Source organism: Allosphingosinicella sp., assembly GCF_059502505.1.
In genome coordinates, this window is record NZ_JCACEU010000016.1 from 341953 (window position 1) to 364154 (window position 22202).

The 22202-nt window shown below is 66.5% G+C and carries 25 protein-coding genes; 11 read left to right on the forward strand and 14 right to left on the reverse strand.

Translation table 11 applies throughout. The annotated features are described in order from the left end of the window. Nucleotides 1–3 precede the first annotated feature (3 nt). Both ubiB and AC5JBD_RS09965 read right to left on the reverse strand, forming a co-directional pair. Complete coding sequence (ubiB, locus tag AC5JBD_RS09960) at nucleotides 4–1536, reverse strand: 2-polyprenylphenol 6-hydroxylase (RefSeq protein ID WP_495721641.1); 1533 nt, start codon at nucleotides 1534–1536, stop codon at nucleotides 4–6. Beyond that, entirely contained in the window at nucleotides 1533–2261 is a 729-nt protein-coding gene (locus tag AC5JBD_RS09965) for a class I SAM-dependent methyltransferase (protein ID WP_495721642.1), read from the reverse strand. Before AC5JBD_RS09965 ends, ubiB begins: the two co-directional genes overlap by 4 nt. A gap of 60 nt (nucleotides 2262–2321) precedes the next feature. On the opposite strand from AC5JBD_RS09965, the gene mutM reads away from it, so the two are divergent. From mutM to AC5JBD_RS09985, 4 genes are all read left to right on the forward strand, one after another. Then, on the forward strand, nucleotides 2322–3134 hold the full coding sequence (gene mutM / locus AC5JBD_RS09970; protein ID WP_495721643.1) for a bifunctional DNA-formamidopyrimidine glycosylase/DNA-(apurinic or apyrimidinic site) lyase: 813 nt from the start codon (nucleotides 2322–2324) through the stop codon (nucleotides 3132–3134). Between the two features lie 99 nt (nucleotides 3135–3233). After that, nucleotides 3234–3497, forward strand: a complete 264-nt coding sequence (rpsT, locus tag AC5JBD_RS09975) for a 30S ribosomal protein S20 (protein ID WP_495721644.1) — start codon at nucleotides 3234–3236, stop codon at nucleotides 3495–3497. A 489-nt stretch (nucleotides 3498–3986) separates the two neighbouring features. Continuing rightward, the gene (gene dnaA, locus AC5JBD_RS09980) at nucleotides 3987–5318 is read left to right on the forward strand and encodes a chromosomal replication initiator protein DnaA (RefSeq protein ID WP_495721645.1); all 1332 of its coding nucleotides are present in this window, start codon (nucleotides 3987–3989) and stop codon (nucleotides 5316–5318) included. A 110-nt stretch (nucleotides 5319–5428) separates the two neighbouring features. Then, nucleotides 5429–5875 carry a DMT family transporter gene (locus AC5JBD_RS09985; RefSeq protein WP_495721646.1) on the forward strand — a complete coding sequence of 149 codons (447 nt, stop codon included), beginning with the start codon at nucleotides 5429–5431 and terminating at the stop codon, nucleotides 5873–5875. 53 nt (nucleotides 5876–5928) lie between these two features. Here AC5JBD_RS09985 and AC5JBD_RS09990 read toward each other — a convergent pair whose 3' ends face one another. The 4 genes from AC5JBD_RS09990 to secB all read right to left on the reverse strand — a co-directional run bounded on the left by AC5JBD_RS09990 (nucleotide 5929) and on the right by secB (nucleotide 9901). Beyond that, nucleotides 5929–6597 carry a DUF4136 domain-containing protein gene (locus tag AC5JBD_RS09990; RefSeq protein WP_495721647.1) on the reverse strand — a complete coding sequence of 223 codons (669 nt, stop codon included), beginning with the start codon at nucleotides 6595–6597 and terminating at the stop codon, nucleotides 5929–5931. Between the two features lie 131 nt (nucleotides 6598–6728). Then, a complete protein-coding gene (gene trpS / locus AC5JBD_RS09995) occupies nucleotides 6729–7721 on the reverse strand; it encodes a tryptophan--tRNA ligase (RefSeq protein WP_495721648.1) in 993 nt (330 codons plus the stop codon). Between the two features lie 2 nt (nucleotides 7722–7723). Then, nucleotides 7724–9274, reverse strand: a complete 1551-nt coding sequence (murJ, locus tag AC5JBD_RS10000) for a murein biosynthesis integral membrane protein MurJ (protein WP_495721649.1) — start codon at nucleotides 9272–9274, stop codon at nucleotides 7724–7726. A gap of 105 nt (nucleotides 9275–9379) precedes the next feature. Further along, nucleotides 9380–9901 carry a protein-export chaperone SecB gene (gene secB, locus AC5JBD_RS10005; RefSeq protein ID WP_495721650.1) on the reverse strand — a complete coding sequence of 174 codons (522 nt, stop codon included), beginning with the start codon at nucleotides 9899–9901 and terminating at the stop codon, nucleotides 9380–9382. A gap of 211 nt (nucleotides 9902–10112) precedes the next feature. Here secB and AC5JBD_RS10010 point away from each other — a divergent pair, with 211 nt between their 5' ends. The 6 genes from AC5JBD_RS10010 to AC5JBD_RS10035 all read left to right on the forward strand — a co-directional run bounded on the left by AC5JBD_RS10010 (nucleotide 10113) and on the right by AC5JBD_RS10035 (nucleotide 16265). After that, nucleotides 10113–10733 (forward strand): Tim44/TimA family putative adaptor protein, encoded by a 621-nt coding sequence (locus AC5JBD_RS10010; protein WP_495721996.1) that lies wholly within the window; start codon nucleotides 10113–10115, stop codon nucleotides 10731–10733. 223 nt (nucleotides 10734–10956) lie between these two features. Then, complete coding sequence (locus tag AC5JBD_RS10015; protein ID WP_495721651.1) at nucleotides 10957–11706, forward strand: hypothetical protein; 750 nt, start codon at nucleotides 10957–10959, stop codon at nucleotides 11704–11706. A gap of 23 nt (nucleotides 11707–11729) precedes the next feature. Continuing rightward, on the forward strand, nucleotides 11730–12521 hold the full coding sequence (locus AC5JBD_RS10020; RefSeq protein ID WP_495721652.1) for an alpha/beta fold hydrolase: 792 nt from the start codon (nucleotides 11730–11732) through the stop codon (nucleotides 12519–12521). Nucleotides 12522–12704: 183 nt separating this feature from the next. Further along, a complete protein-coding gene (gene mltA / locus AC5JBD_RS10025; RefSeq protein WP_495721653.1) occupies nucleotides 12705–13982 on the forward strand; it encodes a murein transglycosylase A in 1278 nt (425 codons plus the stop codon). 64 nt (nucleotides 13983–14046) lie between these two features. Next, nucleotides 14047–14502, forward strand: coding sequence for a Smr/MutS family protein (locus tag AC5JBD_RS10030; protein WP_495721654.1), 456 nt, complete (start codon nucleotides 14047–14049; stop codon nucleotides 14500–14502). An 80-nt stretch (nucleotides 14503–14582) separates the two neighbouring features. Further along, nucleotides 14583–16265, forward strand: a complete 1683-nt coding sequence (locus AC5JBD_RS10035) for a putative bifunctional diguanylate cyclase/phosphodiesterase (RefSeq protein ID WP_495721655.1) — start codon at nucleotides 14583–14585, stop codon at nucleotides 16263–16265. Here the strand turns inward: AC5JBD_RS10035 and dapE are convergent. After that, complete coding sequence (gene dapE / locus AC5JBD_RS10040) at nucleotides 16262–17401, reverse strand: succinyl-diaminopimelate desuccinylase (protein WP_495721656.1); 1140 nt, start codon at nucleotides 17399–17401, stop codon at nucleotides 16262–16264. The genes AC5JBD_RS10035 and dapE overlap by 4 nt on opposite strands. Nucleotides 17402–17436: 35 nt before the next feature. Between dapE and AC5JBD_RS10045 the strand changes: the two genes are divergently transcribed. After that, complete coding sequence (locus AC5JBD_RS10045; protein ID WP_495721657.1) at nucleotides 17437–17901, forward strand: cupin domain-containing protein; 465 nt, start codon at nucleotides 17437–17439, stop codon at nucleotides 17899–17901. Here AC5JBD_RS10045 and AC5JBD_RS10050 read toward each other — a convergent pair. The 7 genes from AC5JBD_RS10050 to AC5JBD_RS10080 form a co-directional block, all read right to left on the reverse strand. Continuing rightward, nucleotides 17880–18545 carry a glutathione S-transferase family protein gene (locus AC5JBD_RS10050; protein WP_495721658.1) on the reverse strand — a complete coding sequence of 222 codons (666 nt, stop codon included), beginning with the start codon at nucleotides 18543–18545 and terminating at the stop codon, nucleotides 17880–17882. The two genes, AC5JBD_RS10045 and AC5JBD_RS10050, sit on opposite strands and share 22 nt — an antisense overlap. A gap of 25 nt (nucleotides 18546–18570) precedes the next feature. Beyond that, nucleotides 18571–19215 carry a ribosome biogenesis GTP-binding protein YihA/YsxC gene (yihA, locus tag AC5JBD_RS10055; RefSeq protein WP_495721659.1) on the reverse strand — a complete coding sequence of 215 codons (645 nt, stop codon included), beginning with the start codon at nucleotides 19213–19215 and terminating at the stop codon, nucleotides 18571–18573. Next, nucleotides 19212–20921 carry a membrane protein insertase YidC gene (yidC, locus tag AC5JBD_RS10060; protein ID WP_495721660.1) on the reverse strand — a complete coding sequence of 570 codons (1710 nt, stop codon included), beginning with the start codon at nucleotides 20919–20921 and terminating at the stop codon, nucleotides 19212–19214. Before yidC ends, yihA begins: the two co-directional genes overlap by 4 nt. Before the next feature lie 10 nt (nucleotides 20922–20931). Beyond that, nucleotides 20932–21144 carry a membrane protein insertion efficiency factor YidD gene (gene yidD, locus AC5JBD_RS10065; RefSeq protein ID WP_495721661.1) on the reverse strand — a complete coding sequence of 71 codons (213 nt, stop codon included), beginning with the start codon at nucleotides 21142–21144 and terminating at the stop codon, nucleotides 20932–20934. Further along, nucleotides 21141–21467 carry a ribonuclease P protein component gene (gene rnpA, locus AC5JBD_RS10070; RefSeq protein ID WP_495721997.1) on the reverse strand — a complete coding sequence of 109 codons (327 nt, stop codon included), beginning with the start codon at nucleotides 21465–21467 and terminating at the stop codon, nucleotides 21141–21143. Before rnpA ends, yidD begins: the two co-directional genes overlap by 4 nt. Then, nucleotides 21464–21598 (reverse strand): 50S ribosomal protein L34, encoded by a 135-nt coding sequence (gene rpmH, locus AC5JBD_RS10075; protein ID WP_495721998.1) that lies wholly within the window; start codon nucleotides 21596–21598, stop codon nucleotides 21464–21466. The genes rnpA and rpmH overlap by 4 nt, the downstream gene beginning before the upstream one ends. A 93-nt stretch (nucleotides 21599–21691) precedes the next feature. Next, nucleotides 21692–22192, reverse strand: coding sequence for a hypothetical protein (locus tag AC5JBD_RS10080; protein WP_495721662.1), 501 nt, complete (start codon nucleotides 22190–22192; stop codon nucleotides 21692–21694). Between the last annotated feature and the right edge of the window lie 10 nt (nucleotides 22193–22202).

The window sequence follows — 22202 nt, forward strand, 5'->3', positions numbered from 1 at the left end:
AGCCTAAGTTAGGAGCAGCACCGCCGCTGCGCCAGCCGCAGCCGAAACGATCGCCGTACCGATGTAGCGCGCCCAGCGAACGGGCTGCACCACGACCACGTCAGGCAATGGCGGAGCCGGAGGTGCCGCACCCGGTGGCGGGTAATAATGATCGATACGGCGGATCAGCTCGGGGATCTTGCGCAGGGTGCGCCAGTTCATGATCAACTCGTCGGCCAGCTTAGCCTCCGGGCCGAGCTCGCTCCGCAGCCATTCGCGCAGGAACGGCTCGCCCGTCTCCCACATGTTGATGTCCGGATCGAGCGCGGTGGCGACGCCTTCCTCCATCACCATCGTTTTTTGGAGCAGCAGCAGGTGGGGCTGCGTCGGCATGTCGAAGTCGCGGGTAATCGTGAACAGGCCGTCGAGCATCTGCGCGACCGAGATGTCCTTGACCGGCAGCCCGCGGATCGGCTCGCCGACGGCACGGAGCGCGGTCGCGAACTCCTCGACGCTGTGATGCGCCGGCACATATTGCGCCTCGAAGTGGATCTCCGCGACGCGTCGGTAATTGCCGGTGATGAGACCGTAGAGGATCTCGGCCAGCCACATCCGCGCCTGCCGGTCGACGCGGCCCATAATGCCGAAGTCGATGGCGGCGAGGCGGCCGTCGGCGAGGGCGAAGAGATTGCCTTGGTGGAGATCGGCGTGGAAGAATCCGTCCACCACAGCCTGACGGAGGAAGGCCCGCACCAGAGTCGCGGCCAGCTTCTTGAGGTCGTGCCCGGCCTCGATCAGCGCGTCGCGGTCGGTGAGCTTGATGCCCTCGATCCACTCAAGCGTCATCACGCGGCGGGCGCTGCGGCTCCAGTCGATCTGCGGCACGTAGAAGCCGCTCTCCGCCTCCATGCCCTCGCGCAGCTCGGAGGCCGAGGCGGCCTCCCGGCGAAGGTCCAGCTCGCGCGTCGTCCATTGGCGAAAATGGGCGATGACGAGGCGGGGCCGCAGCCGTGCCGCCTCGCCGCCCATGCTCTCCACCTGCGCCGCCGCCCATTCGTAGGTCTCCAGCGCGCGGGCGAAATCCTCCTCGATGTTCGGCCGCAGCACCTTGACCGCGACCTGGCGCCCGTCGGTCGTCACCGCCCGGTGGACCTGCGCGATCGAGGCGGCGCCGACCGGCTCCGGATCGAATTCGGAGAAGAATTTCTCCAGCGGCCCCTCCAGCGACTGTTCGACCGATGCCCGGATCTGCTCGAACGGGGCAGGCGGCAAACTGTCCTGCAGGTGCGAGAGGTTCCGCGCCGCCTCCTCGCCGACGAGGTCGGGCCGCGTCGCCAGCGCTTGGCCGAGCTTGATCGCGGCCGGGCCGATCTCGAGGAAGGCGTCGGCATAGGTCGGGACCCGCGGGATGCGCGCGCCGAAGCGGGCGATCCGCGCAAGCCTTCGCACCGGCGGCGGCGTATTCGGATCGCGCTCGATACCGCGCAGCGCGCCATGCCGCGCCAGCACCCGGCCCCATTTTAGGAGGCGCCAGACGTGAACGGCCGGTTTGGTCAAATCTTCCAGCCGCTGTGGATTGCGACCGCGCCGCCGAGGATCGGCTCGACCCGCACCTGCGCGAAGCCGGCACGTTCGATCATCGCCTTGAACTCGGGCATGGAAGGGAAGCGGCGGATCGACTCGATGAGATAGCGATAGCTCGCCTCGTCCTGCGCCACCGCCTTGCCGATCTTCGGCACGACATGGTGCGAATAAGCGTCATAGGCCTCGCGGAAGCCCGGCCAGGTGCTGGTCGAGAATTCCAGGCAGAAGAAGCGCCCACCGATCCGCAGCATGCGGTGCGCCTCGGCGAGCGCACGGTCGATATGGGTCACGTTCCGGATGCCGAAGGCAATCGTGTAGGCGTCGAAGGTGAGGTCCGGGAACGTCAGCGCCTCCGCATTCTCCTCGGCCCAGACCAGCCCCTCGATGCCACGCTGGCGGGCGCGTGCGATCCCCACCTTCAGCATCTCGGGGTTGATGTCGGCGACCGTCACCTGTGCGCCGCTCTCCGCAATCCGAAAGGCGATGTCGCCAGTGCCGCCGGCCATGTCGAGGATCGTCTCATTCCTGCGCGGCTTTAGCCGGCGCACGAACTGGTTCTTCCAATGCCGGTGCATGCCGCCCGACATGACGTCGTTCATCAGGTCGTAGCGCGAGGCGACGCGCGAGAAGACGCCGCCGACCCGCCGTGTCTTCTCCTGCGGATCGACGCTCTCATAGCCGAAAGAAACCTTGTCCATCGGCGGCGCCTCTAGCAGGGGAGGGCGGCCATGTGCAGGTGGATAAGCAGATGAGACGCAATGCCTGAGCTGCCCGAAGTCGAGACGACGGTACGCGGCCTTGCTCCGGTGCTCGAAGGGCGGCGGCTGGTCTCCGTCGAGGCGCGGCGGGCGGACCTCAGGCGCGCTTTCCCGCCGGACCTGCGCCAGCGGCTGACCGGGGCCACCGTGACCTCGCTGGGCAGGCGCGCCAAATATGGCCTGATCGATACCGACCGGGGCGATACGCTCGTCTTCCATCTCGGCATGTCCGGGCGGTGGCGGATCGATCCGGCGGAGCTCGGTGCCCACGATCATTTCCTGCTGGAGACCGATGCAGGGCGGCGGCTCGCGCTCAACGATCCGCGCCGGTTCGGCTCGCTCGATCTGGTGCGGAGCGACGCGTTGGCTGAGCATGAGCCGTTCCTCAGGATGGGTCCCGAGCCCCTGAGCGACAACTTCTCCGCCCGGTATCTGGCAACGGCGCTGGAGGGCCGATCGGCGCCGATCAAGGCGCTGCTGCTCGACCAGAGGATCGTCGCCGGCCTCGGCAATATCTACGTCTGCGAGGCGCTGCACATGGCCGGCATCGCACCGGGTCGGGCAGGGGGCCGGATCGCGCTGGCGCGCCTGGAGCGGCTGGTGGATGCTGTGAAGGCGGTGTTGCTCTCCGCCATTGAGGCCGGCGGCTCGACGCTCCGGGATTTCGCGCAGCCGGATGGCGAGCTCGGCTATTTCTCGAAGCAGTTCCTGGCTTACGGGCGCGAAGGCGATGCCTGCGGCTGCGGCAGCCCGATCCGCCGCCGCGTCGACGGCGGTCGCTCAACCTTTTACTGCGCACGCTGCCAGCGCTAGAAATGGTTGACCCGCGCTCCTCGACACCTTAGATGGCGCCGCTGAGCGGGTGCGGTCTTTAGCCGCGCCCTTTTCATTTCATCGTTACGAGGCATTCCAATGGCGAACACGCCGCAGGCAAAGAAACGCATCCGTCGCAACGACCGCCGCGCCGAGATCAACGGCGCGCGCGTCAGCCGCATCCGGACCTTCGTGAAGCAGGTCGAGGCTGCGCTCGCCAGCGGCGACAAGGCGACTGCCGAGGCAGCGATTCGCCGGGTCCAGCCGGAGCTGATGCGTGGCGTTTCAAAGGGCGTCGTCCACAAGAACACTGCCGCCCGCAAGATCTCGCGTCTTTCCAAGCGGATCGCCGCCCTCGGCTGAGCCCCGCTGCTCCCAAAGGACAATCAAGAGCCCGTCGGTTTTCCGGCGGGCTTTTTCATGGGCTCTGGAGCGGCCTGAACCTCTTCTCAGCTTTTCCGCCGATTCGCGTGTTTGTTACGAGTGCGTTACAGCTCCTGCAGCCTTGAAAAGGGCGTAAATCCGGCGGTTCGCGCGGTTTCGGCGCTTTTCCGTGTCAACGAGAAATATTTCACCTAAGTGAAATTTTAACCGTTGATCATGCGCCCCCCGGGCCTCAAAAAAGCCTCCTCCCTGCGGGCGAATCTCTCGGAGGGGGTAAAACACAGCAAGACGAACGTTCGACTTCGGCGACACCGGGGGGTGTTCCGCCGTGCGGGGGAGAGTTTGCTTAAAAAGCCGCTGTTGCGGCATTTGGATGAGGGGGGTGCGTGCGTGAGCCAGACGCCGGCCAGTGGTGTAGCTTTGCTTACCGAAGACAGGGTTTCCGAGCCGCTTACCGCCGCTTGGGAGATGATCCGGACAAACCTTCGGCGTGACTGCGGGCCCCGTACTTTCGACGGCTGGCTGCGGCCGGTCGCGCTCGGCGCCTTCGATCCCGAGTCCGGCACGCTGCGGCTGGAGCTGCCGTCGCAGTTCATGGCCGACTGGGTGCAGACCCACTTTGCCGACCGTCTCGCCCTTGCCTGGCGCACCGCCGTGCCCGCAGTCAGGAATGTTCTGATCCGTGCCGGAGCCGACGCGCCGCGGACCGCGGCGACGGTCCAGATCCCGGCCGCCGAGCCTGAGGAAGCCCCGGCCGAGGACCAGGGCGGTCTCTATGCGCCGCAGCTCGAGCCGCGGTACCGCTTCGAGACCTTCGTCGTGGGCAAGGCGAACGAGGTCGCGTTCAACGCCGCGCGTACGCTCGCCACCGCCGACAACGTCGCCTTCAACCCGCTCTTCATCCATGGCGGCACCGGCCGCGGCAAGACTCACCTCCTTCACGCCATCGGCCACCAGTTCCGCGCCCGTCGTCCGGGCGCCAAGATCATCTACATGTCGGCCGAGAAGTTCATGGTCGAGTTCGTGGCGGCCCTCCGCGCCAACGAGACGATCAAGTTCAAGCAGCAGCTGCGTTCCGCCGACCTGCTGATGATCGACGACGTCCAGTTCATCGCCGGCAAGGAATCGACCCAGGAAGAATTCTTCCACACGATGAACGAGATCATCTCGGCCGGCCGCCGCCTGGTGATCAGCTCCGACCGCGCGCCGCAGGATCTCGACGGCATCGAGCCGCGCATCCTCTCGCGCCTCAGCTGGGGCCTCGTCGCCGATGTCAACCAGGCGGACCTGGAGCTTCGGCTCAACATCATCATCAAGAAGCTCGAGGCGCTGCCCGAGGTGAAGGTGCCGCAGGACGTGGTGATGTTCCTCGCCAAGAGGATCAGCTCCAACGTCCGCGAGCTGGAAGGCGCGCTCAACCGCATCGCTGCTTATGCGATGATGAGCGGCCGCATCATCGACCTCGACTTCTGCAACGAGGTGCTGGCCAACGTGCTGCGCGCCAACCAGCGCCGCATCTCGATCGATGAGATCCAGTCCAAGGTCTCCGACCATTACCGCATCCGCAAGGCAGAGATGACCTCCGCCCGTCGCGCCCGCGAAGTAGCCCGGCCGCGCCAGGTCGCCATGTATCTCTCCAAGCAGCTGACGCCGCGTTCGCTGCCGGAGATCGGCCGCCGCTTCGGCGGGCGCGACCACACCACCGTCATCCACGCCGTGCGCCAGATCGAGAAGCTCCGCGCCGCCGACGCGGAGCTCGACGCCGACATTCGCCTGCTGACGAGACAGCTCGAAAGCTAGGGCGGGACGCAGTCGTTGTATTGGCTGCCGGGAAAGGGAAGGGGAGAGCGACTTCCGACGCTCTCCCTTTTTCTGTTTGGCCCGTCCGGATCGGAGCCTAAGCGGCGTTCATGAACCCCGGACTTGCTCTCGCCATCGCCGGCGCGCTGCTCAGCGGCGTCTTCGCCGCCCTCCAGGCGCCCACCAATGCCATGCTCGCCCGCGCCGTGAACTCACCGGTCAACGCGGCGCTCATCTCCTTCCTGGTCGGAACGGTCGCCCTCGTCATCGTGGCGCTCGGCCTCGGCGTGCGGCCCGATGCGGCCGCGGCGCGCGCGCTCCCCTGGTATGCCTGGATCGGTGGCCTCTACGGCGCCTTTTTCGTCGTCGCCGCGGCTTTCGCGACACCACGCATGGGCGTGGCCTTCTTCATTGGCGCGCTGATCGGCGGCCAGCTGCTAGCGGCGCTTGTCCTGGACCATCTCGGCGCCTTCGGCCTGGCGCGGGAGCCGATCAACGTGACCCGCCTCGGCGGCGTGCTCCTGATCTTCGCCGGTGTGCTGCTGGTGCGCAGATAAGAAAAGGGAGAGCTGGTTGCCCGGCTCTCCCTCCTTGGTGATCGCTTTTCCGTTTAGCGCCGCGGCGGGTTGGGAACGGTGATCCGCACCGTCTCGCCCGATCGGCCCGGGAAGTTGGTGAACATCGCCTCGACCAGGTTCGGCACCAGCACCTGCAGCTCGTCGGTGCGCGAGCGCGCCCGCGCCGTGCCTTCGAACAGCGACTGGCCGTCAGCCGTGCGCTTGATGTCCATGTCGAGGAAGCTGGTATATTCGGTGTAGCTCCTCACCTCGGGATAATCGAAGGGGCCCCAGAACGGGTCGTTCCAACCATAATAGAAGGGGTGGTAGCCGCGGCCGAAATAGCCGAACCGCGAATAATAGGGCCGGTAGAAGCCGCCGCCGAAGCCGCGGTTGAAGCCGGTGCCCGGATAGGTGACGACCTTCTCGCGGCCGCGGTCGACGCCGTAATCCAGCGTCACCACGAAAGTGGCGGCGGCGGGCGAGGGCGCCTCGTTATAGCCCTGGGCGATCAGGTTCTGACGCACGAGATCGGCATAGCGGGAGAATTCTAAGCCGCCGCGATCCCGGGGATCGGCGGGCTGGACGACGAAGGTCTGGCCGACCGGCGCCGGCATCGCCTGGAAGCGCGACACTTGGGTGGGGAGGCCGGTCGCGCAGGCGGACAGCGCCAGCAGCGCGGCGGGCGCCGTCAGCGCCAGCAGTTTCTTGGACAATTGCATGATAACGTGCCCTTTCTCGAGCAGATCAGGTTCGGAATATAGGATGACGCGCGCGTAACACCAAGCCGCTGAACGGTTGCTGAAGCGCGATGAGCCGACAGGCCCTGAAAAAAAGCTGAGAGTGAAGGCGCTTAGCGCCGAAGCCCCACCGCCCGGTAGGCGCCCTGCAGCGTGGGCTCCGCCATCGCCCGCGCCTTCTCGGCACCGCGCGCGAGGATGCGGTCGAGCTCGGCTGGATCGGAGCGGAACTGGTCAAGCCGGGCCTTGATCGGCCGCAGCGTCTCGACCAGCAGGTCGGCCAATGCCGGCTTGAAGGCGCCGAAGCCCTGTCCGGCAAAGCGGGAGAGCACCGCCTGCGGCGCCTCGTCGCTCAGCGCCGCGTGGATCAGCACCAGGTTCTTCGCCTCCGGCCGTCCGTCGAGTCCGTTCATTGCCTCGGGCAGCGGTTCCGGGTCCGTCTTCGCCTTGCGGATCTTCTGCGCGACCGTGTCGGCGTCGTCGGTGAGGTTCACCCTGCTCATGTCCGAGGGGTCCGACTTGGACATCTTCGCATTGCCGTCGCGCAAGGACATGATCCGCGCCGCCGTCTCGCCGATCAGCGGATCGGGCGCGGTGAACAGCTCGACGTCATGGTCGGTGTTGAACTTGAGCGCGATGTCCCGCATCAGCTCGACATGCTGCTTCTGGTCCTCGCCGACCGGAACGTGCGTCGCCTGGTAGAGCAGAACGTCCGCCGCCTGCAGCACCGGATAGTCGAACAGGCCGACGCTGACGCCTTCGCGGTTCTTTCCGGATTTCTCCTTGAACTGCGTCATGCGGTTTAGCCAGCCCATGCGGGCGGTGCAGTTGAGGATCCAGGCCAGTTCCGGATGGGCGGGCACGGCAGAATGGGCGAAGAGGGTGGAGCGCTCCGGATCGATCCCGCAGGCGATCAGGGCCGCGGCCATCTCGCGCACGTTGGCGGCAAGCTCGGCCGGATCATTGTAGACGGTGATGGCATGGAGGTCGGCGAGGAAGAACAGGCATTCCCCCTGGTCCTGCATCGCCGCCCAGCGCTTGATGGCGCCGAGATAATTGCCGAGGTGCAGGTTGCCCGTCGGCTGGATGCCCGAGACCACCTTCATGCCTAGACTTTCTTCTTCCTGAGGAGGATCAGCACGTCCTCCCGGTTCATCGCGCCGATCACCCAAGCGACGGCGAAATAGACCGCGCCGCCGACACTGACGAGCGCCGCGACGCCGATCAGCCGCCGCCCTGTCGAGCCGGCGAAGAAATGGTCGAGCTGCTCGCGGACCAGATAGAGCGCGCCCGCCATCACCGCCGCGGCGATGACCTGGCGGATGATCCGGCTCCACAGCCAGCCTTCGATCTGGAAATGGCCGCGCCGGGCGAGGATGACGTAGAGCAGGAGCGCGTTGAGCCAGGCCGACAGCGCCGTGGTGAAGGCGAGTGCGCCGATGCCCATCACCGGCACCAGCACGAAGTTGAGGCCGACGCCCACCGCCAGCATTGCCGCGGCGATGATGATCGGCGTCTTCATGTCCTTGCGCGCGTAGAAGCCCGGCGCCAGCACCTTGATCAGCACATAGGCCGGGAGCCCGGCGACGATAATCGACAGCACCAAAGCGGTGGTCTCGGCATCCTCGGCCGTGAACCGGCCGCCCTGGAACAGCGCCGACACGATCGGCTCTGCCGTCACTGCCAGCGCCACCGCCGCGGGCAGCGTGAGCAGCATTGCCAGCTCGATCGCCTGGCTCTGCACACGCGCGGCGGCGCCCTTGTCCACATCCATCACCGCCCGGCTGAGCGCCGGCAGGATCGCGGTGCCGAGCGCCGAGCCGATGATCGCCAGCGGCAGCTGATTGAGGCGGTCGGCGAAGCCGAGATAGACCAGTGAGCCTTGGGGCAGGCTCGTCGCGAAGAAGGCGTAGAAGGCCTGGCTGATATAATAGATGCCGCCGCCCAGGGTCGCCGGCAGGATCAGGATCACCAGCTCCTTCACGCCCGGCGTCAGGCGCGGCCGCCTCAGCCGGAGCTTGATGCCGGCCGCATGGGCGCTCGCCCAGCACAAGGCGAGCTGCAGCACGCCGCCGGCCACCACGCCCCAGGCCATCGCGCGCGCGGTCGCCGGTCCGCCGGTCGGCACCAGCAGGAGCGCGCCGATCAAGGCGATGTTGAGCAGGGACGGGGCAAAGGCCGCGGCCGTGAAGCGCGACAGCGAGTTGAGCACGCCCGAGAAGAGCGACACCAAGCAGATGAACACCAGGTACGGCATGGTGATCCGGGTCAGGTCCACTGCCAGGGCGAACTTGACCGGCTCGTCCCGCCAGCCGGCGCCGATCAGGGCGATGAATGCCGGCATGAACACCATGAAGATAACGGTGATGATCATCAGCACCGGCAGGAACACCGCCAGCACTTCCTCGGCGAAACGCCGCGCCTCCTCGTTGCCCTCGCCCTTCATGCGCTGGCTGAACAGCGGCACGAAGCCCTGGCTGAACGCGCCCTCGCCGAACAGGCGGCGGAACAGGTTGGGGATCAGGAAGGCGAGCGCGAATGCGTCCGCCGCCATGCCCGCGCCGAGCACCCGCGCGAAGATCATCTCGCGCGCAAAGCCGAGCACGCGGCTGACCATCGTCAGCCCGCCGATCGTGCCGGTCGCCTTCCAGAGGTTCATCGGATCCTATCCGTCATCCCGGCGAAGGCCGGGATCTCAGGCCGCTTCATACACTGAGCCTCTCACCCGCTGAGACCCCGGCGGTCGCCGGGGTGACGATGGAATTCAAGCCTGCCCGGTGATCTCGCCGGCCGGCATGCCCGTGCCTTCGGACTCCATCTGCGCGGCGCGCTGCATGTAGAGGGCGGCGAAGTCGATCGGGTCGAGCATCAGCGGCGGGAAGCCGCCGTCGCGGACCGCATCGGCGATGACGCGGCGCGCGAACGGGAAGAGCAGCCGCGGCGCCTCGGCCAGCATGAACGGCTGGAGCTGCTCGGCCGGCACGTTCCTGAGCGCGAACAGGCCGGCATAGACGAGCTCGACCTGGAACGCGGTCTTGCCGTCCGCCTTGGCGCCGATCTCGACCTTCAGCGACACTTCGTGCAGCTCGTCGTTGAGCTGCTGCGCGCCGATGTTGAACTGGACGTCGATCTGCGGCTGACTCTGCCACTGGTAGACGCCCGGCGCGTTCGGATTTTCGAACGACAGGTCCTTCACATATTGCGAGATCAGGCCGACCTGCGGCGCAGTGTCCTCGCCATTGCCCGGCTGCTCGCCCAAGCCAAACATGCCTTCGTCTTCGGCCATTCTACCTTACCTTCGTGGAAACGTGGAAAGTCACGGCGCGAAGGCCGCTCTCATCGGGTCCGGCGGGTAGCAGGCGCGGCCCGGCCACGCAACATCGCGGGCCCACAGGCGTTGGTCTCAAGCATCATTTGAATCGCGGCCCCTTCGCGCTTATGTAGACCGTTCGAGTTTTCGGAGACGCCGGGTGAATATCGAGATTGTCCTGCTGGCGATGGTCGCCCTCTTCGTGGGGTTGCGCCTCTACGCCGTTCTCGGCCGGCGCACCGGCCATGAACAGCAGCCGGTCACTCGTCCCGACGCCGTTCCGGGCACCGAGACCGCGGCTCCGGTCGCGGACGTGGCGCCGGAGCGCAGCGAAGGCGGCGGCCTGGTCTACGAGGACAATGCGGCCGCCGGCATCCGCGCGATCGTCGCTGCGGACGGCAATTTCGACGTCGCCCGCTTCCTCGACGGCGCCCAATCGGCCTACCGGATGATCCTCGACGCCTATTGGAAGGGCGACAAGCAGGAGCTCGGCTTCCTCGTCGGCGGCGACGTGCTCGCTGCGTTCGAGGGCGCGATCGATGCTCGCGAGGCTGCCGGCCACAAGCTCGACAACCGCCTCGTCTCCATCGAGCGCGCCGTGATCGAGGATGCCCGGCTCGACGGCCGCGACGCCAGCATCACCGTCCGCTTCGACGCCGACATCGCCGCCATCACCCGCAACGCGGAAGGGGAGGTAGTCGCCGGCTCGCTTGAGGACGCCGTCGCCACCCACGACGTCTGGACCTTCCGCCGCACCCTCGGCAGCCAGGATCCGAACTGGCTTCTCGTCGACACCGACGAGGCCTGATTCCTGCACGACTGTGGGGTTCGGGATCCGAATTGGATTCGATCCCCGCTTGTCGCTTCTGACAGCTAACCGCCCTTAGCGGACGCCGCATCTCGCTCGCTCGACCGTGAAAGCTGCCCTTGCCTTGCGACGGGTCGACCGAAGCGGTAAAGTTTTCGGGGGAGGGCCGAGGATGAAACGCGTCCGTCGTTATGTCCTTGAGACTTGGCTGGTAATAACAGTCATGGCGATCAGCGTCCTGGGTTTCTGGGACATCTATTTCGGGGCTGATGCAGGTGCCCAGCCTCATCATCACCTTCATATCGCCACCGCTTTCGTCTGGATGGGCCTGGTCCTGACCCAGCTGAACCTGATCGAGAGCGGCAGCTACCAGATGCACAGGAAGGTGGGCTTGGCAGTCCTCGTCGCCGGCCCGCTGCTGTTCGCGACGACGGCGACGCTGTCGGTCCATTCAGCGCACCAGGGTCTGGTATCAGGGGAGGGGGACTTCCTGATCATCCAGAACGTGATGGTCACGCTCGAGACGGGCCTGTTCATCGTCCTGGCCTTCCTGCTGAAATATCGCAGGAAATTGCATGGCTCCCTGCTCCTCAGCACGACCATATTGTTCATGGGCATCGCGCTGTTCTTCGCCCTGATCAGCTTCGTGCCCCAATTCAGGATCGAAGGTCCGGAGACATTCTACCGGTTTCAGACCGCTGCCATGACGGGACAGATCATCTGTCTTGCCGTAGGGGCTCTGTTCTTCATCAGAGATCGGAAAAACGGTTGGCCCTATCTGGCCGCGGCCCTTTGTTTCTTACTGAACGAAGCGATCCGCGCCTTGCTGACGAGTGCCGGTCTCATTGATCCGCTGACCGAAGTCGTCGGGTCGATGAGCCAGCCGCTCACCTTCATCGCCAGTTTCGTGCTTCTGTTCTCGCTGCTGGCGGTGACGACATTGCCGACCGTGCGACAAGCTCGGCCGGTTTGATCACGGGGGAGACCCGCATGAGAATGGCAGCTTTGTCTCTGCTGGCTTTCGCTTTGCAGCCGCACGCGGTCGCAGCGGAGACGTTGCGCACCAACGGCGTAGAGATCGAATATCGGATCACCGGTCAGGGCGAGCCGCTCCTGCTCCTTCACGGCTTCGGCTCCTGCATCGATCACAGCTGGGGCTCGATCATCCCCGAGCTGGCGAAATCCTACCGCGTCATCGCCGTGAATCAGCGCGGTCATGGCCGTTCCACCAATCCGTCGGGCGCCTTCACGCACGCCGAGTCTGCCGCCGACATCCGGAACCTCATGGACGCACTCGGCATCAGGAGCGCACGAGCGATCGGCTATAGCAGCGGCGGGATGACGCTGCTTCATCTCGCCACGGGTCACCCGGAGCGGCTATCGAAGCTGGTGCTGGTCGGCGCCACCAGTCATTTTGGAGAGCAGGCCAGACGCGTCATGCGGGCCGTCGCGTCCGACGGGCTGCCGCCGCCGGTACAAGCGCAGTTCGTCCGGTGTGCGGCGCGAGGAGAAGCTCAGGCGTCCGAGCTGGCGCGGCAGTTCGGCGCCTTCAAGGACAGCCACAGAGACATGAACTTCAAGGCGCCGGACCTTGCCAGGATCAGCGCCAGCACGCTGATCGTGCATGGCGACCGGGACGATTTCTTTCCGGTGGCGATCCCGGTCAGCATGTATGCCGCCATCCCGAAGTCGCAGCTCTGGATCGTCCCCGGCGGCGACCACTCGCCGACCGCAGGCGCGCCGCTGCAGACCTTTGTCGACACGGTCAAAGATTTCCTTGCGAAGTAAGACGCAAGCGGCAGGACCCAATCCATGGCAGTACGCGTGCATTTGCCATCGCGATTGGAGAAGAAGTCATCATGACGTCCGACCTACGCAACGATCCGGCCCCGAAACCAAGAACATAGCTTTCCTACGGAGCGCTCCTCGGCTTATGTTGCGCGTGTGGGGGTCGAGTCAGTCAGCGTATCCATGCCCGCCAAGGGCGTTGCCAGGGGCAGCCGGGCGTCTGCGGGCGGAAGCGCCTTCGCGAACTTGCGTCCACATAGTGAGCTTCGTGAACTTCGCTATCGTGCCTGGCTCGTGACGGCAGGAAGCCTCGCGCTGGCAAGCTGCATTCCCACGATCCGGCAGGCGCCGCCTACGCCCACGCCGCCGCCTGTGGTGACGCCGACGCCGGTTCCTCACAACGCAGTCTCCTCGGGTGTGAAGCCGGGTCCGGGCATCCCGGCGTCTCTCGTCGGACCCAAGGCCGCGGCGGCGCTGGCGGCGTTCCGGATCAGCTGCCCGTCGCTGATGCGCCGCGACGATGCGTCGGGGCTGACGCGGCCGAGCGACTGGTGGCCCGCCTGCGACGCCGCCGCTAACTGGCCGGACGCCGACGCGGCGGGCTTCTTCGCCGCGCATTTCGAGCCGGTCGAGGTCGGTGGCGGCAGCAGCTTCATCACCGGCTATTTCGAACCGGAGATTGCCGGCTCGCGCACGCGTCTCCCCGGCTTCGACGTGCCGGTCTATCGCAAGCCTGCCGACCTCGTGGAGCAGGATGCCGCCACTGCCGAGGCGACCGGCACGCCGCGCCGCGGGCGCCTCGTCGGCGGCGTGATCGTGCCCTATCATGAGCGCTCCGAAATCGTAAACGGCGCGCTCGCCGGTCGCGGGCTCGAGATCGGCTGGGCGGCCGACGAGATCGACTTCTTCTTCCTCCAGATCCAGGGCTCGGGGCGGCTGCGGGCGCCGGACGGCACCGTGATGCGGATCGGCTATGCGGGGCAGAATGGCCGCGAATATGTCGGCATTGGCAAGCTGATGAAGGATCGCGGCTTGATCACCGACGGCTCGATGCAAGGGATCGTCGCCTATCTGCGCGCCAATCCCGAGGAGGGCCGCGCGATCATGAACGAGAATAAGAGCTACATCTTCTTCCAGGAGCTGACTGGGGCCGGGCCGCTCGGATCGCTTGGGCGGCCGGTCACCGGCGAGGTCACGGTCGCCGCCGATCCCGCTTTCGTGCCGCTCGGCGCACCGGTGCTGCTGGACGTCGACCGGCCGGAGGTGAACGGCCTCTGGGTCGCCCAGGATACCGGCGGAGCGATCAAGGGCGCCAATCGGTTCGACACCTTCTGGGGCGCAGGCGAATACGCCAAGACCACAGCCGGCGGCATGCTGGCACGCGGCAAAGCCTGGATCCTCTTGCCCAAGGGAAGCCTCGCGCGGCTCGGAGCGGAAGCTGCAACGTCCGCTCAGCGCTGAGGAACGCGCGCTCTGGGCGCGCGTCATCGCGACCGTCCGCCCGCTCCACGGCCAGCCCGATCCGATGCCGCCCGCGGAGCCTGCTGCGGCGCCCGAGCGGCCCAAGGCGAAGGCGCCACCGCCTGCTCCCAAGGCTCCGGCTCCCGCCGCCAAGGTGAAACCGGGCGAAACGCTCGACGCCAGCTGGGATCGGCGCCTCGGCCGCGGCATCGTCCAGCCTGACGTTACCGTCGATCTTCACGGCCACAGCCTCGCCGGAGCTTATGCTCTGCTTGATAACCGGCTGGAGCAGGCGATCGGCATCGGCGCCCGCGTCCTCCTGCTCATCACGGGCAAGCCGCCGAAGGGCGAGCCGCCCATCGCCCGGGGCCGCATCCGCGCCGCCGTAGGCGACTGGCTCGCCGCCTCGCGTCATGCGGGCAGCATCGCCGCCGTCCGCATCGCGCACCCGCGCCATGGCGGCGCCGGCGCGCTCTACATCGTCCTGCGGCGCCGTAAACCGGTGCAAACCAATCTTTAAGCGGCGGAAACTATGCTGACGGGAAGGCATGATCGGGGGGTCGTGCACTTTGCGTTCCGGGGAGCGAGTTCGGCGGCTGCATGCGGGTTTCGTGGACACGGTTCGGAAACATCCTGACGTCCGCCTGCGCGGGCGTGGCCTCGTTCCTGTTCACTCTCACCGCTTTCCTGATGCTGCGCGACTTTGGCGAGCAGATCATGGCGTCCGTCACGATGGGCCTGTTCGCCCTCTCGATCGTCTGGCTCGCCTATGAGAAGCCGAACAGCGGACAGGCCCGCGCCATCTCGGCTCTTGTCGACCGCCTGCTCGCCGTGAAATCGGGGGATCTGACCTCCCCGGCGCCCGCCACGCTCCAGCACGAAATGCCGGCGCTCGCGGCCGCGGTGGACGGCCTGTTCGAGCAGGTCCGCTCCAATCTCGACAATGTCAGCGCAATGGCGCTCTACGATCCGGTCACGTCGCTCCCCAACCGCATCCATTTCCGCCGCGAGGCGGAGCTGATGCTGCACGGCGACACAGGCGAGTGCCGGCTGGCGATGCTGTTCATCGATCTGGACGGCTTCAAGGAGGTCAATGACAGCCTCGGCCACGCCGCCGGCGACCAGGTCCTCGTCATGGTCGCCAACCGCTTGCGCGGGGTCGCCAAGGCCGAAGCCAAGGCCCGCAGCCTCACTCCGCCCTTGCTGGCCCGCTTGGCCGGCGACGAGTTCACCATGCTGTTCCCGGACGTGCGCGACTCGCGCGAAGCCGAGCGGATCGCCCGCCGCGCGCTCGCCGCGCTGAACTCGCCGTTCGAGATCTCCGACCAGGTGATCGACATGGGCGCCTCGATCGGCGTCGCCCTATGCCCTCGCCATGGAACCGAGCTGACTGGCCTGATGAAGGCAGCCGACATCGCCATGTATCACGCCAAGGCGAGCGGCCGCTCCCAATACTGCCTCTACCATCCCCGCCTCGCCGCCGCCTTCGAGAAGAAGTCGCAGACCGAGAAGGCGCTGCGCGACGCGCTTGCCAACGACGAATTCGAGCTCGCCTTCCAGCCGCAGCTCTGTGCCCGCACCGGGGCCGTTCTCGCGGGCGAGGCCTTGATCCGCTGGAACCATCCGTCGGGCGAGGTCCGCCTGGCCGAAACCTTCATCGGCGTCGCCGAGGAGAGCAGCCTCATCGTCGATATTGGCGAATGGGTGATCGAGTCGGTCGCTGCCGCGCTCAAGCGCTGGCACGACGAGGGCATGAGCCAGCGCCTTTCCTTCAACATCAGCGCCCGCCACTTCAATCGACCCGATTTCTTCAAGCGTCTCCGCGCCGCGGTCAACGCCTCCGGAGCCCCGGCGTGGCTGCTCGAGCTCGAATTCACCGAAGGCGTGGCGATGAAATGCTCGCCCGCCACGATCGCCGAGCTCGTCGCCCTGCGCGCCGAAGGCGTGTCGATCGCGCTCGACGATTTCGGCACCGGTCTTTCCAACCTGCGCCGCCTCAAGGACATGCCGCTCGACCGGGTGAAGCTGGACGAGAGCCTCATCCGCGAGATCGACACGTCCGACAGCTCGCGCACCATCGTCGCGGCGCTCATCCATCTCATCCACGGCCTCGGTTACCAGGTGGTGGGCGAGGGGGTCGAACGGCAGGAGCAGTTCGAAGTGCTGCGCGCGATCGGCTGCGACGCCGTCCAGGGCTATGTCTTCGCCGAAGCCATGCTCGAGCCTGACTTCCTAGAATGGGTCCGCAGCCGGCTGAAGCGGCTACAGACGATTTCAGCCTAGGCTGCCATTCCGAGTGCCCGCCTGACGATCCGGGCGTAGATCGCCTGCAGCATCCGCAGGTCCTCGACCGCCGCCGCTTCGTCGAGTTTGTGCATGGTGGCGTTCGGAAGTCCGAAGTCCACCACCGGACACAGCCGGGTCAGGAAACGACCGTCGGACGTGCCACCGCTTGTGCTGAGCTCCGGCGCGATGCCGGTCTCCGCCTCGATCGCCTCGCGGACGATGTCGTAGATCGGCCCCGGCGGGGTCAGGAAGGCCTCGCCGGAAATGCGCGCCTCGACCTTGGCTCCAGGTGCCGCCGCTTCGGCCGTCCGCCGCACCAGTTCGACCAGTTCCTCGCCTCGGTGCAAATTGTTGAAGCGGATGTTGAGCTGGGCCGTGGCCGTGCCCGGGATGATGTTCGTCGCGCGCGTCGGCGTGCCGACGGCGGTGAATTCCAGGTTCGAGGCCTGGAACGCCTCCGTGCCGTCGTCGAGATGCAGCGCGTCCAGCGCGGCGAGGACGCGCGCCAGCTTCGGGATCGGATTGTCAGCGCGGTGGGGATAGGCGACATGTCCCTGATTGCCGGGGACGGTGATCCACATGTTGACGGTGCCGCGCCGACCGATCTTCACCGTGTCGCCGAGCCGATCCACCGAGGTCGGTTCGCCGATCAAGATCATGTCGGGCCTAATTCCGCGCTCGGCCATCCAGTCCATCAGCGCGACGGTGCCGCAGGTCGCGGGGCCTTCCTCGTCGCCTGTGATGATCAGGCTGATCGTGCCGGGATGCTCCGCCAGCTCGGCCGCGGCGGCGACGAAGGCGGCGATGCCGCCCTTCATGTCCACCGCCCCGCGTCCATGCAGAAGGCCGCCGCGGATCTCCGGTGCAAACGCGTCGCTCGTCCAGCCCTCGCCGGGCGGCACGACGTCAAGATGGCCGGCAAAGCCGAAATGCGGCCCGCCGCTGCCGCGGCTCGCGAACAGATTCTCGACTGGGCCGTCCGGCGCCGATCCGCTCAGGAAGCGATGAACCGTGAAGCCGATCCCTTCGAGCGCCTCCTCCAGCACGTCGAACACGGCGCCCGTGGCCGGTGTCACGCTGGGACAGGCGATCAGGCGGGCGGCGAGGTCGACCGGGTCGATGGGCTGTGTCATGCTCGCGCGCCTAGCAACGCTGCAACGGAACGGCCATGCCCAAGCTGGACCTCGACGCCATCGAACAGATCAACCGCACCGGCTACCCGGGACCTTATGCGGCCGAGATGGACAGGCGCTGGTATCGCCGCCTCGCGCCGGCGGCCGGGCTCGCGGACTTCGGCGCCAGCCATGTCGTGCTCAAGCCGGGCGGCATCTCCAGCCAGCGCCATTGGCACGTCGACGAGGACGAACTCGTCGTCATGATCTCGGGCGAGGCCGTGCTGATCGAGGATGAGGGCGAGACGCTGATGAGGGCAGGGGATGTCGCCGCCTTCCCCAAGGGGAACGCCAATGGCCACCATCTGGTTAACCGCAGCGATGTCGACTGCATCTTTGTGGCGATCGGTAAGCCCTCGGCGAGCGATTGCCACTATCCCGACATCGACCTGCACCTGGACGGCGAAACCAGCCGCTTCACCCATAAGGACGGAACGCCTTACGCGACCGGCGCCTCGTAACGCTCGATTACCCAAGGCTCTTCCTGGGCGGCCTCGATCCACTGCTGCATCCAGGGATGACCGAGGATCGCTTCCATATAGGCGGCGGCGAACCGCGGCACCGGGATCGAATAGGTGACGAAGCGGGTGACCACGGGTGCGAACATGATGTCGACGGCGCCGAAGTCGCCGAACAGGTAGGGGCCGCCGCTGCCGTGCCGGGCCCGCGCCTCCGCCCAGAGCTCGAGGATGCGGATCACTTCCGCCCGCACCACGTCGGACAGCTCGTTGGGCGGGAACTGCTTGCGAAGGTTCATCGAGCATTCGCGACGCAGATTCTCGTAGCTGGAATGCATCTCCGCCGCCATCGAACGCGCCATGCCGCGGGCATCGTCCTCCCTTGGCCAGTAACGCGCTCGGTCGGTCTTGTCCGCGAGCCATTCGACAATGGCGAGGCTGTCCCAGATCACCGCCTTGTCGTCCCAGAGGATCGGCACCTTGCCGCCCGATGGGGCGAATTCGTCGCCCTCGCGGCGCTTGTCCCAATCCTGATCGAACATCGGCACCGTGATCTCCTCGAACGGGAGACCCGACTGCTTCACTGCCAGCCAGCCGCGCAGCGACCAAGAAGAATAGGCCTTGTTGCCGATGATGAGCTTGAGCAAATTTCCCTCCCGCGAGGGGTGCGATCTAGCCGATCGCCTCCACCACTGCGCGCCTCAACCGTTCGATCCCCATTCCGGTTTCACTCGACGTGGAGATCACGTCCGGATGTGCCGCGGGTCGCTTCGCCGCCTCCTCGGCGGTGCGCCTCTCGACGTCGGCAAGCTCGCTCGCCTTGATCTTGTCGGCCTTGGTGAGGACAAGGTGGTAGCTGACCGCGGCGTCGTCGAGCATCTTCATCACCTCGCGGTCGATGTCCTTCAGGCCGTGGCGGCTGTCGACCAGCACCAGCGCGCGCTTCAGCGCCTGCCGGCCGCGCAGATAGTCGTTGACGAGGAAGCGCCACTTCCTTGCCACGTCCTTGGGCGCCTTGGCGAAGCCGTAGCCGGGCATGTCGACCAGCCGAAAGCGCAGCGGCTCGCCGACGTCGAAGAAGTTGAGCTCCTGCGTGCGACCAGGGGTATTGGAAGTGCGGGCGAGGTCGCGGCGGTTCGTCAGCGCATTGAGCAAGGACGACTTGCCGACGTTGGAGCGGCCGGCGAAGGCGACCTCGTCGACCTCCGCCGCCGGCAGGAACTGCAGGCTCGGCGCGGACTTCAGGAAAGCAATTCGACCGGAGAAGAGCTTCCGGGCCGTCTCCTCAAGCTCTGTAACCGCCGCGTCCTCGCTCATTTCGCTTCCGACGTCGCCGCCTTCATGCCGGGATAGCGGCTGTAGAGCCACTTCTGCTGCAGGATCGTGAGAATGTTGGAGACGGCCCAATAGAGCTGGAGGCCGGCGGCGAACGGCGCCATTACCACCACCAGCACCCAAGGCATGATGCTGAACACCTGCTGCTGGACCGGGTCCATCGGTTGCGGGTTCAGTTTGAACTGCAGCCACATGGTCACTCCCACGATGATCGGCAGGACGCCGATCAGCAGGAAGCCCGGCGGGGTGAAAGGCAGGAAGCCGAACAGGTTGATCGGCGTCAGCGGATCGGGCGCGGAGAGATCCCGTATCCAGCCGGCGAAGGGCTGGTGGCGCATTTCCACGGCGAGCAGCAGCACCTTGTAGAGCGCATACCAGATCGGGATCTGGATGACGATCGGCAGGCAGCCCGCCAGCGGGTTCACCTTCTCCTCCTGGTAGAGCTTCAGCATCTCCTGCTGCAGGCGCGGCTTGTCGTCCTTGTAGCGTTCCTGGAGCGCCTTCATCTTCGGCTGGAGCACCCGCATCGCCGCCATCGACTTGAACTGGCGCTGCGCGATCGGGAACATCAGCCCGCGCATGATGATGGTGAGGCAGATGATCGCCACGCCGAAATTGCCGATCGCCGTGAACAGCCAGTTCAGCAGGTAGAAGATCGGCTTCATGAACCAGTAGAACCAGCCCCAATCGATCGCCTTGTCGAACTGGCGGATGCCGAGATCGTCCTCGTAGCGGTCGAGCAATTCGACCTCCTTGGCGCCTGCGAAGAAGCGCGACTGGAAGTTGGCGACGCGGCCGGAGGCGACGATCGTCGGCGCGGCCGCGAAGTCGGCCTGGAAGCCGCCGTTCGGGCTCCTGCGAAACGAGGCGTCCACGCTCGCCCGCTGGTCGGGCACGAGTGCGGTCAGCCAATATTTGTCGCCGAAGCCGAGCCAGCCGCCGGTGCTCGAGAAGCGCCGCTCGCCCACCTCGGCCAGGTCGTCGAAGCCGGTGTCGTAATCTGCGGCGCCGTTGAACACGGCGACGGGGCCGATGTGGACCGTCCAGCTGTCGGGATCGGGCGAGGCATTGGCGCGGCTGACCAGCGAATATGGTCGCACCGCGACCGCACCGGCGCCGGCATTGGCGACGCTTTGACGAGCGGTGAACATGTAATTGGCGTCGACCGCCAGCTCGATGGCGAAGCGCTGACCCTGGCCGTTGTCCCAACTGAGCGTGACCGGAGAGCCGGGCGCCAGGCGCGTGCCGCTGGCCTGCCAGACGGTGTTCGCGCTCGGGAGAGGCAGGCCTTCGCCGGTCCATCCGAAGCCGGCGAAATAGGCGTCGCGAGCGCCTGCGGGCGAAAGCAGCCGGACCGGCGGCGAGTCGCTGCGGAGGCTTTGGCTGTGGCGCTTCAGCACCAGATCGTCGATCCGGGCGCCCTGGAGGTTGATGGAGCCGCTGAGCGAGGGCGTGTCGATGAGGACGCGCGGCGTTTCCCGCAGCACGATTTCACGGTTCCGAATGGCGCGCGGGGCGTCCGCGGTGGGGTCGGCGCCCGGCTTTGGCAGCGCGACCTGCTTGCCCTCCACCACCTTCGTCGACGGCTCGTTCGCGGTCGGAAACCAGCGCTCGGTGGCGAAGCTCCAGCCGAACAGGACGATCGCCGAGAGGACGATCGCAAGGATCATGTTGCGGTGGTCGCTCACCTAAATTCCTTCATGGTACCGGGTCATGGCCAGAGCCCCCCCAGGGATGGCAGCGCGAGAGGCGTTTGGCCGCAAGCCAGCTCCCGCGCGCCGCCCCATAGCGGGAGAGCGCCTCGATTGCATAGGCCGAGCAGCTTGGGCTGAAGCGGCAGCTCGGCGGCAGGACCAGCGAAGGGCCGTATTGCCAGCCTTTCGCGATCAGGATGAGCAGCTTCGCGATCACCGCCGCACCTTGGCCAGCGCTTTGCCGAGCTCCCAGCGGAGCTCGTCGAAAGGCCGCTCTACGCCTCCGGCACGCCCGATCAGGACGTGATCGGCGCCGGCCACACCCGTTTCCGGCAGAACCTCGCGGGCAAGGGCACGAAATCGCCGCTTCATGCGATTGCGTACTACCGCATTGCCGATCTTCTTGGTGACGGTGATGCCGAGCCGCATCACGGGGTCGCCGTCGCCGCGGTCGCGGACGAGCAGCACGAAGCCCGGCATCGCCGAGCGTCGTCCCTGATTCGCCGCGAGGAAATCCGCGCGACGGGTAAGTGTCGTCAGGCCGAGAGCTGCTTGCGGCCGCGGGCGCGGCGCGCCGCCAGGACCTTGCGTCCGCCGACGGTCGCCTTGCGGGCCCGGAAGCCGTGACGCCGCTTGCGCACAAGATTGCTCGGCTGGAAGGTGCGCTTCATCGCTCATCCTCGAAAATATCAATGAAAAAGGGCCGCCAAACGGGAGGCGGCCTCGTTGCAGGCGCGGATAGGCGAGGGGGGCGCCAAAGTCAATCAAGCTCGTTCCAGTTCGTCGAGCCCGTTCGCGCGTGCGGCTTCGAAATCGGCATAGAGGCCGGAGAAGCCGACCGCGGCCCAATAGACTTCGTGCTCGAACGGGCCGCTGGGCGTGAACCGACGCTCGATGAAATAGCCTATGCCGACGTCGTGGCGGACCAGCACGAGCTTGGCCTCGCCGTCCTCGCGTTCGAGCCGCGCGAGCTCGCGGCGGCGTGCCGCTTCGGCAGCGCGCTTCGCTTCGAGACGCTTGCGCCGCTCCTCGCGCCGTTTCGCGCTCGGGCGGCGGAGGCCCCAGTCGGCCCAGGCGATCTTCCTCGGGTGCTTCTTCCTGAAGCGAGCATATTGGCGCTTCGCCCACTCGCTATATTTCAGGACCAAAGCGGCGCCGGCGCCGAACGTGATGATCCCGCCGGGCCCCGGCAGCACGCCGATGAAGGGCGTCACCAGCAGCAGCAGGCAGCCGAGGAGAAACAGAGCCGTTCGGATTGCGGGCACCCGGCCCAAC

Coding starts and splice junctions, on each gene's coding strand:
- AC5JBD_RS09965 (WP_495721642.1), bottom strand. CDS start 2,261: ATGGACAAGGTTTCTTTCGGCTATGAGAGCGTCGATCCGCAGGAGAAG.
- mutM (WP_495721643.1), top strand. CDS start 2,322: ATGCCTGAGCTGCCCGAAGTCGAGACGACGGTACGCGGCCTTGCTCCG.
- rpsT (WP_495721644.1), top strand. CDS start 3,234: ATGGCGAACACGCCGCAGGCAAAGAAACGCATCCGTCGCAACGACCGC.
- dnaA (WP_495721645.1), top strand. CDS start 3,987: ATGATCCGGACAAACCTTCGGCGTGACTGCGGGCCCCGTACTTTCGAC.
- AC5JBD_RS09985 (WP_495721646.1), top strand. CDS start 5,429: ATGAACCCCGGACTTGCTCTCGCCATCGCCGGCGCGCTGCTCAGCGGC.
- AC5JBD_RS09990 (WP_495721647.1), bottom strand. CDS start 6,597: ATGCAATTGTCCAAGAAACTGCTGGCGCTGACGGCGCCCGCCGCGCTG.
- trpS (WP_495721648.1), bottom strand. CDS start 7,721: ATGAAGGTGGTCTCGGGCATCCAGCCGACGGGCAACCTGCACCTCGGC.
- murJ (WP_495721649.1), bottom strand. CDS start 9,274: ATGAACCTCTGGAAGGCGACCGGCACGATCGGCGGGCTGACGATGGTC.
- secB (WP_495721650.1), bottom strand. CDS start 9,901: ATGGCCGAAGACGAAGGCATGTTTGGCTTGGGCGAGCAGCCGGGCAAT.
- AC5JBD_RS10010 (WP_495721996.1), top strand. CDS start 10,113: ATGGTCGCCCTCTTCGTGGGGTTGCGCCTCTACGCCGTTCTCGGCCGG.
- AC5JBD_RS10015 (WP_495721651.1), top strand. CDS start 10,957: ATGGCGATCAGCGTCCTGGGTTTCTGGGACATCTATTTCGGGGCTGAT.
- AC5JBD_RS10020 (WP_495721652.1), top strand. CDS start 11,730: ATGGCAGCTTTGTCTCTGCTGGCTTTCGCTTTGCAGCCGCACGCGGTC.
- mltA (WP_495721653.1), top strand. CDS start 12,705: ATGCCCGCCAAGGGCGTTGCCAGGGGCAGCCGGGCGTCTGCGGGCGGA.
- AC5JBD_RS10030 (WP_495721654.1), top strand. CDS start 14,047: ATGCCGCCCGCGGAGCCTGCTGCGGCGCCCGAGCGGCCCAAGGCGAAG.
- AC5JBD_RS10035 (WP_495721655.1), top strand. CDS start 14,583: ATGCGGGTTTCGTGGACACGGTTCGGAAACATCCTGACGTCCGCCTGC.
- dapE (WP_495721656.1), bottom strand. CDS start 17,401: ATGACACAGCCCATCGACCCGGTCGACCTCGCCGCCCGCCTGATCGCC.
- AC5JBD_RS10045 (WP_495721657.1), top strand. CDS start 17,437: ATGCCCAAGCTGGACCTCGACGCCATCGAACAGATCAACCGCACCGGC.
- yihA (WP_495721659.1), bottom strand. CDS start 19,215: ATGAGCGAGGACGCGGCGGTTACAGAGCTTGAGGAGACGGCCCGGAAG.
- rpmH (WP_495721998.1), bottom strand. CDS start 21,598: ATGAAGCGCACCTTCCAGCCGAGCAATCTTGTGCGCAAGCGGCGTCAC.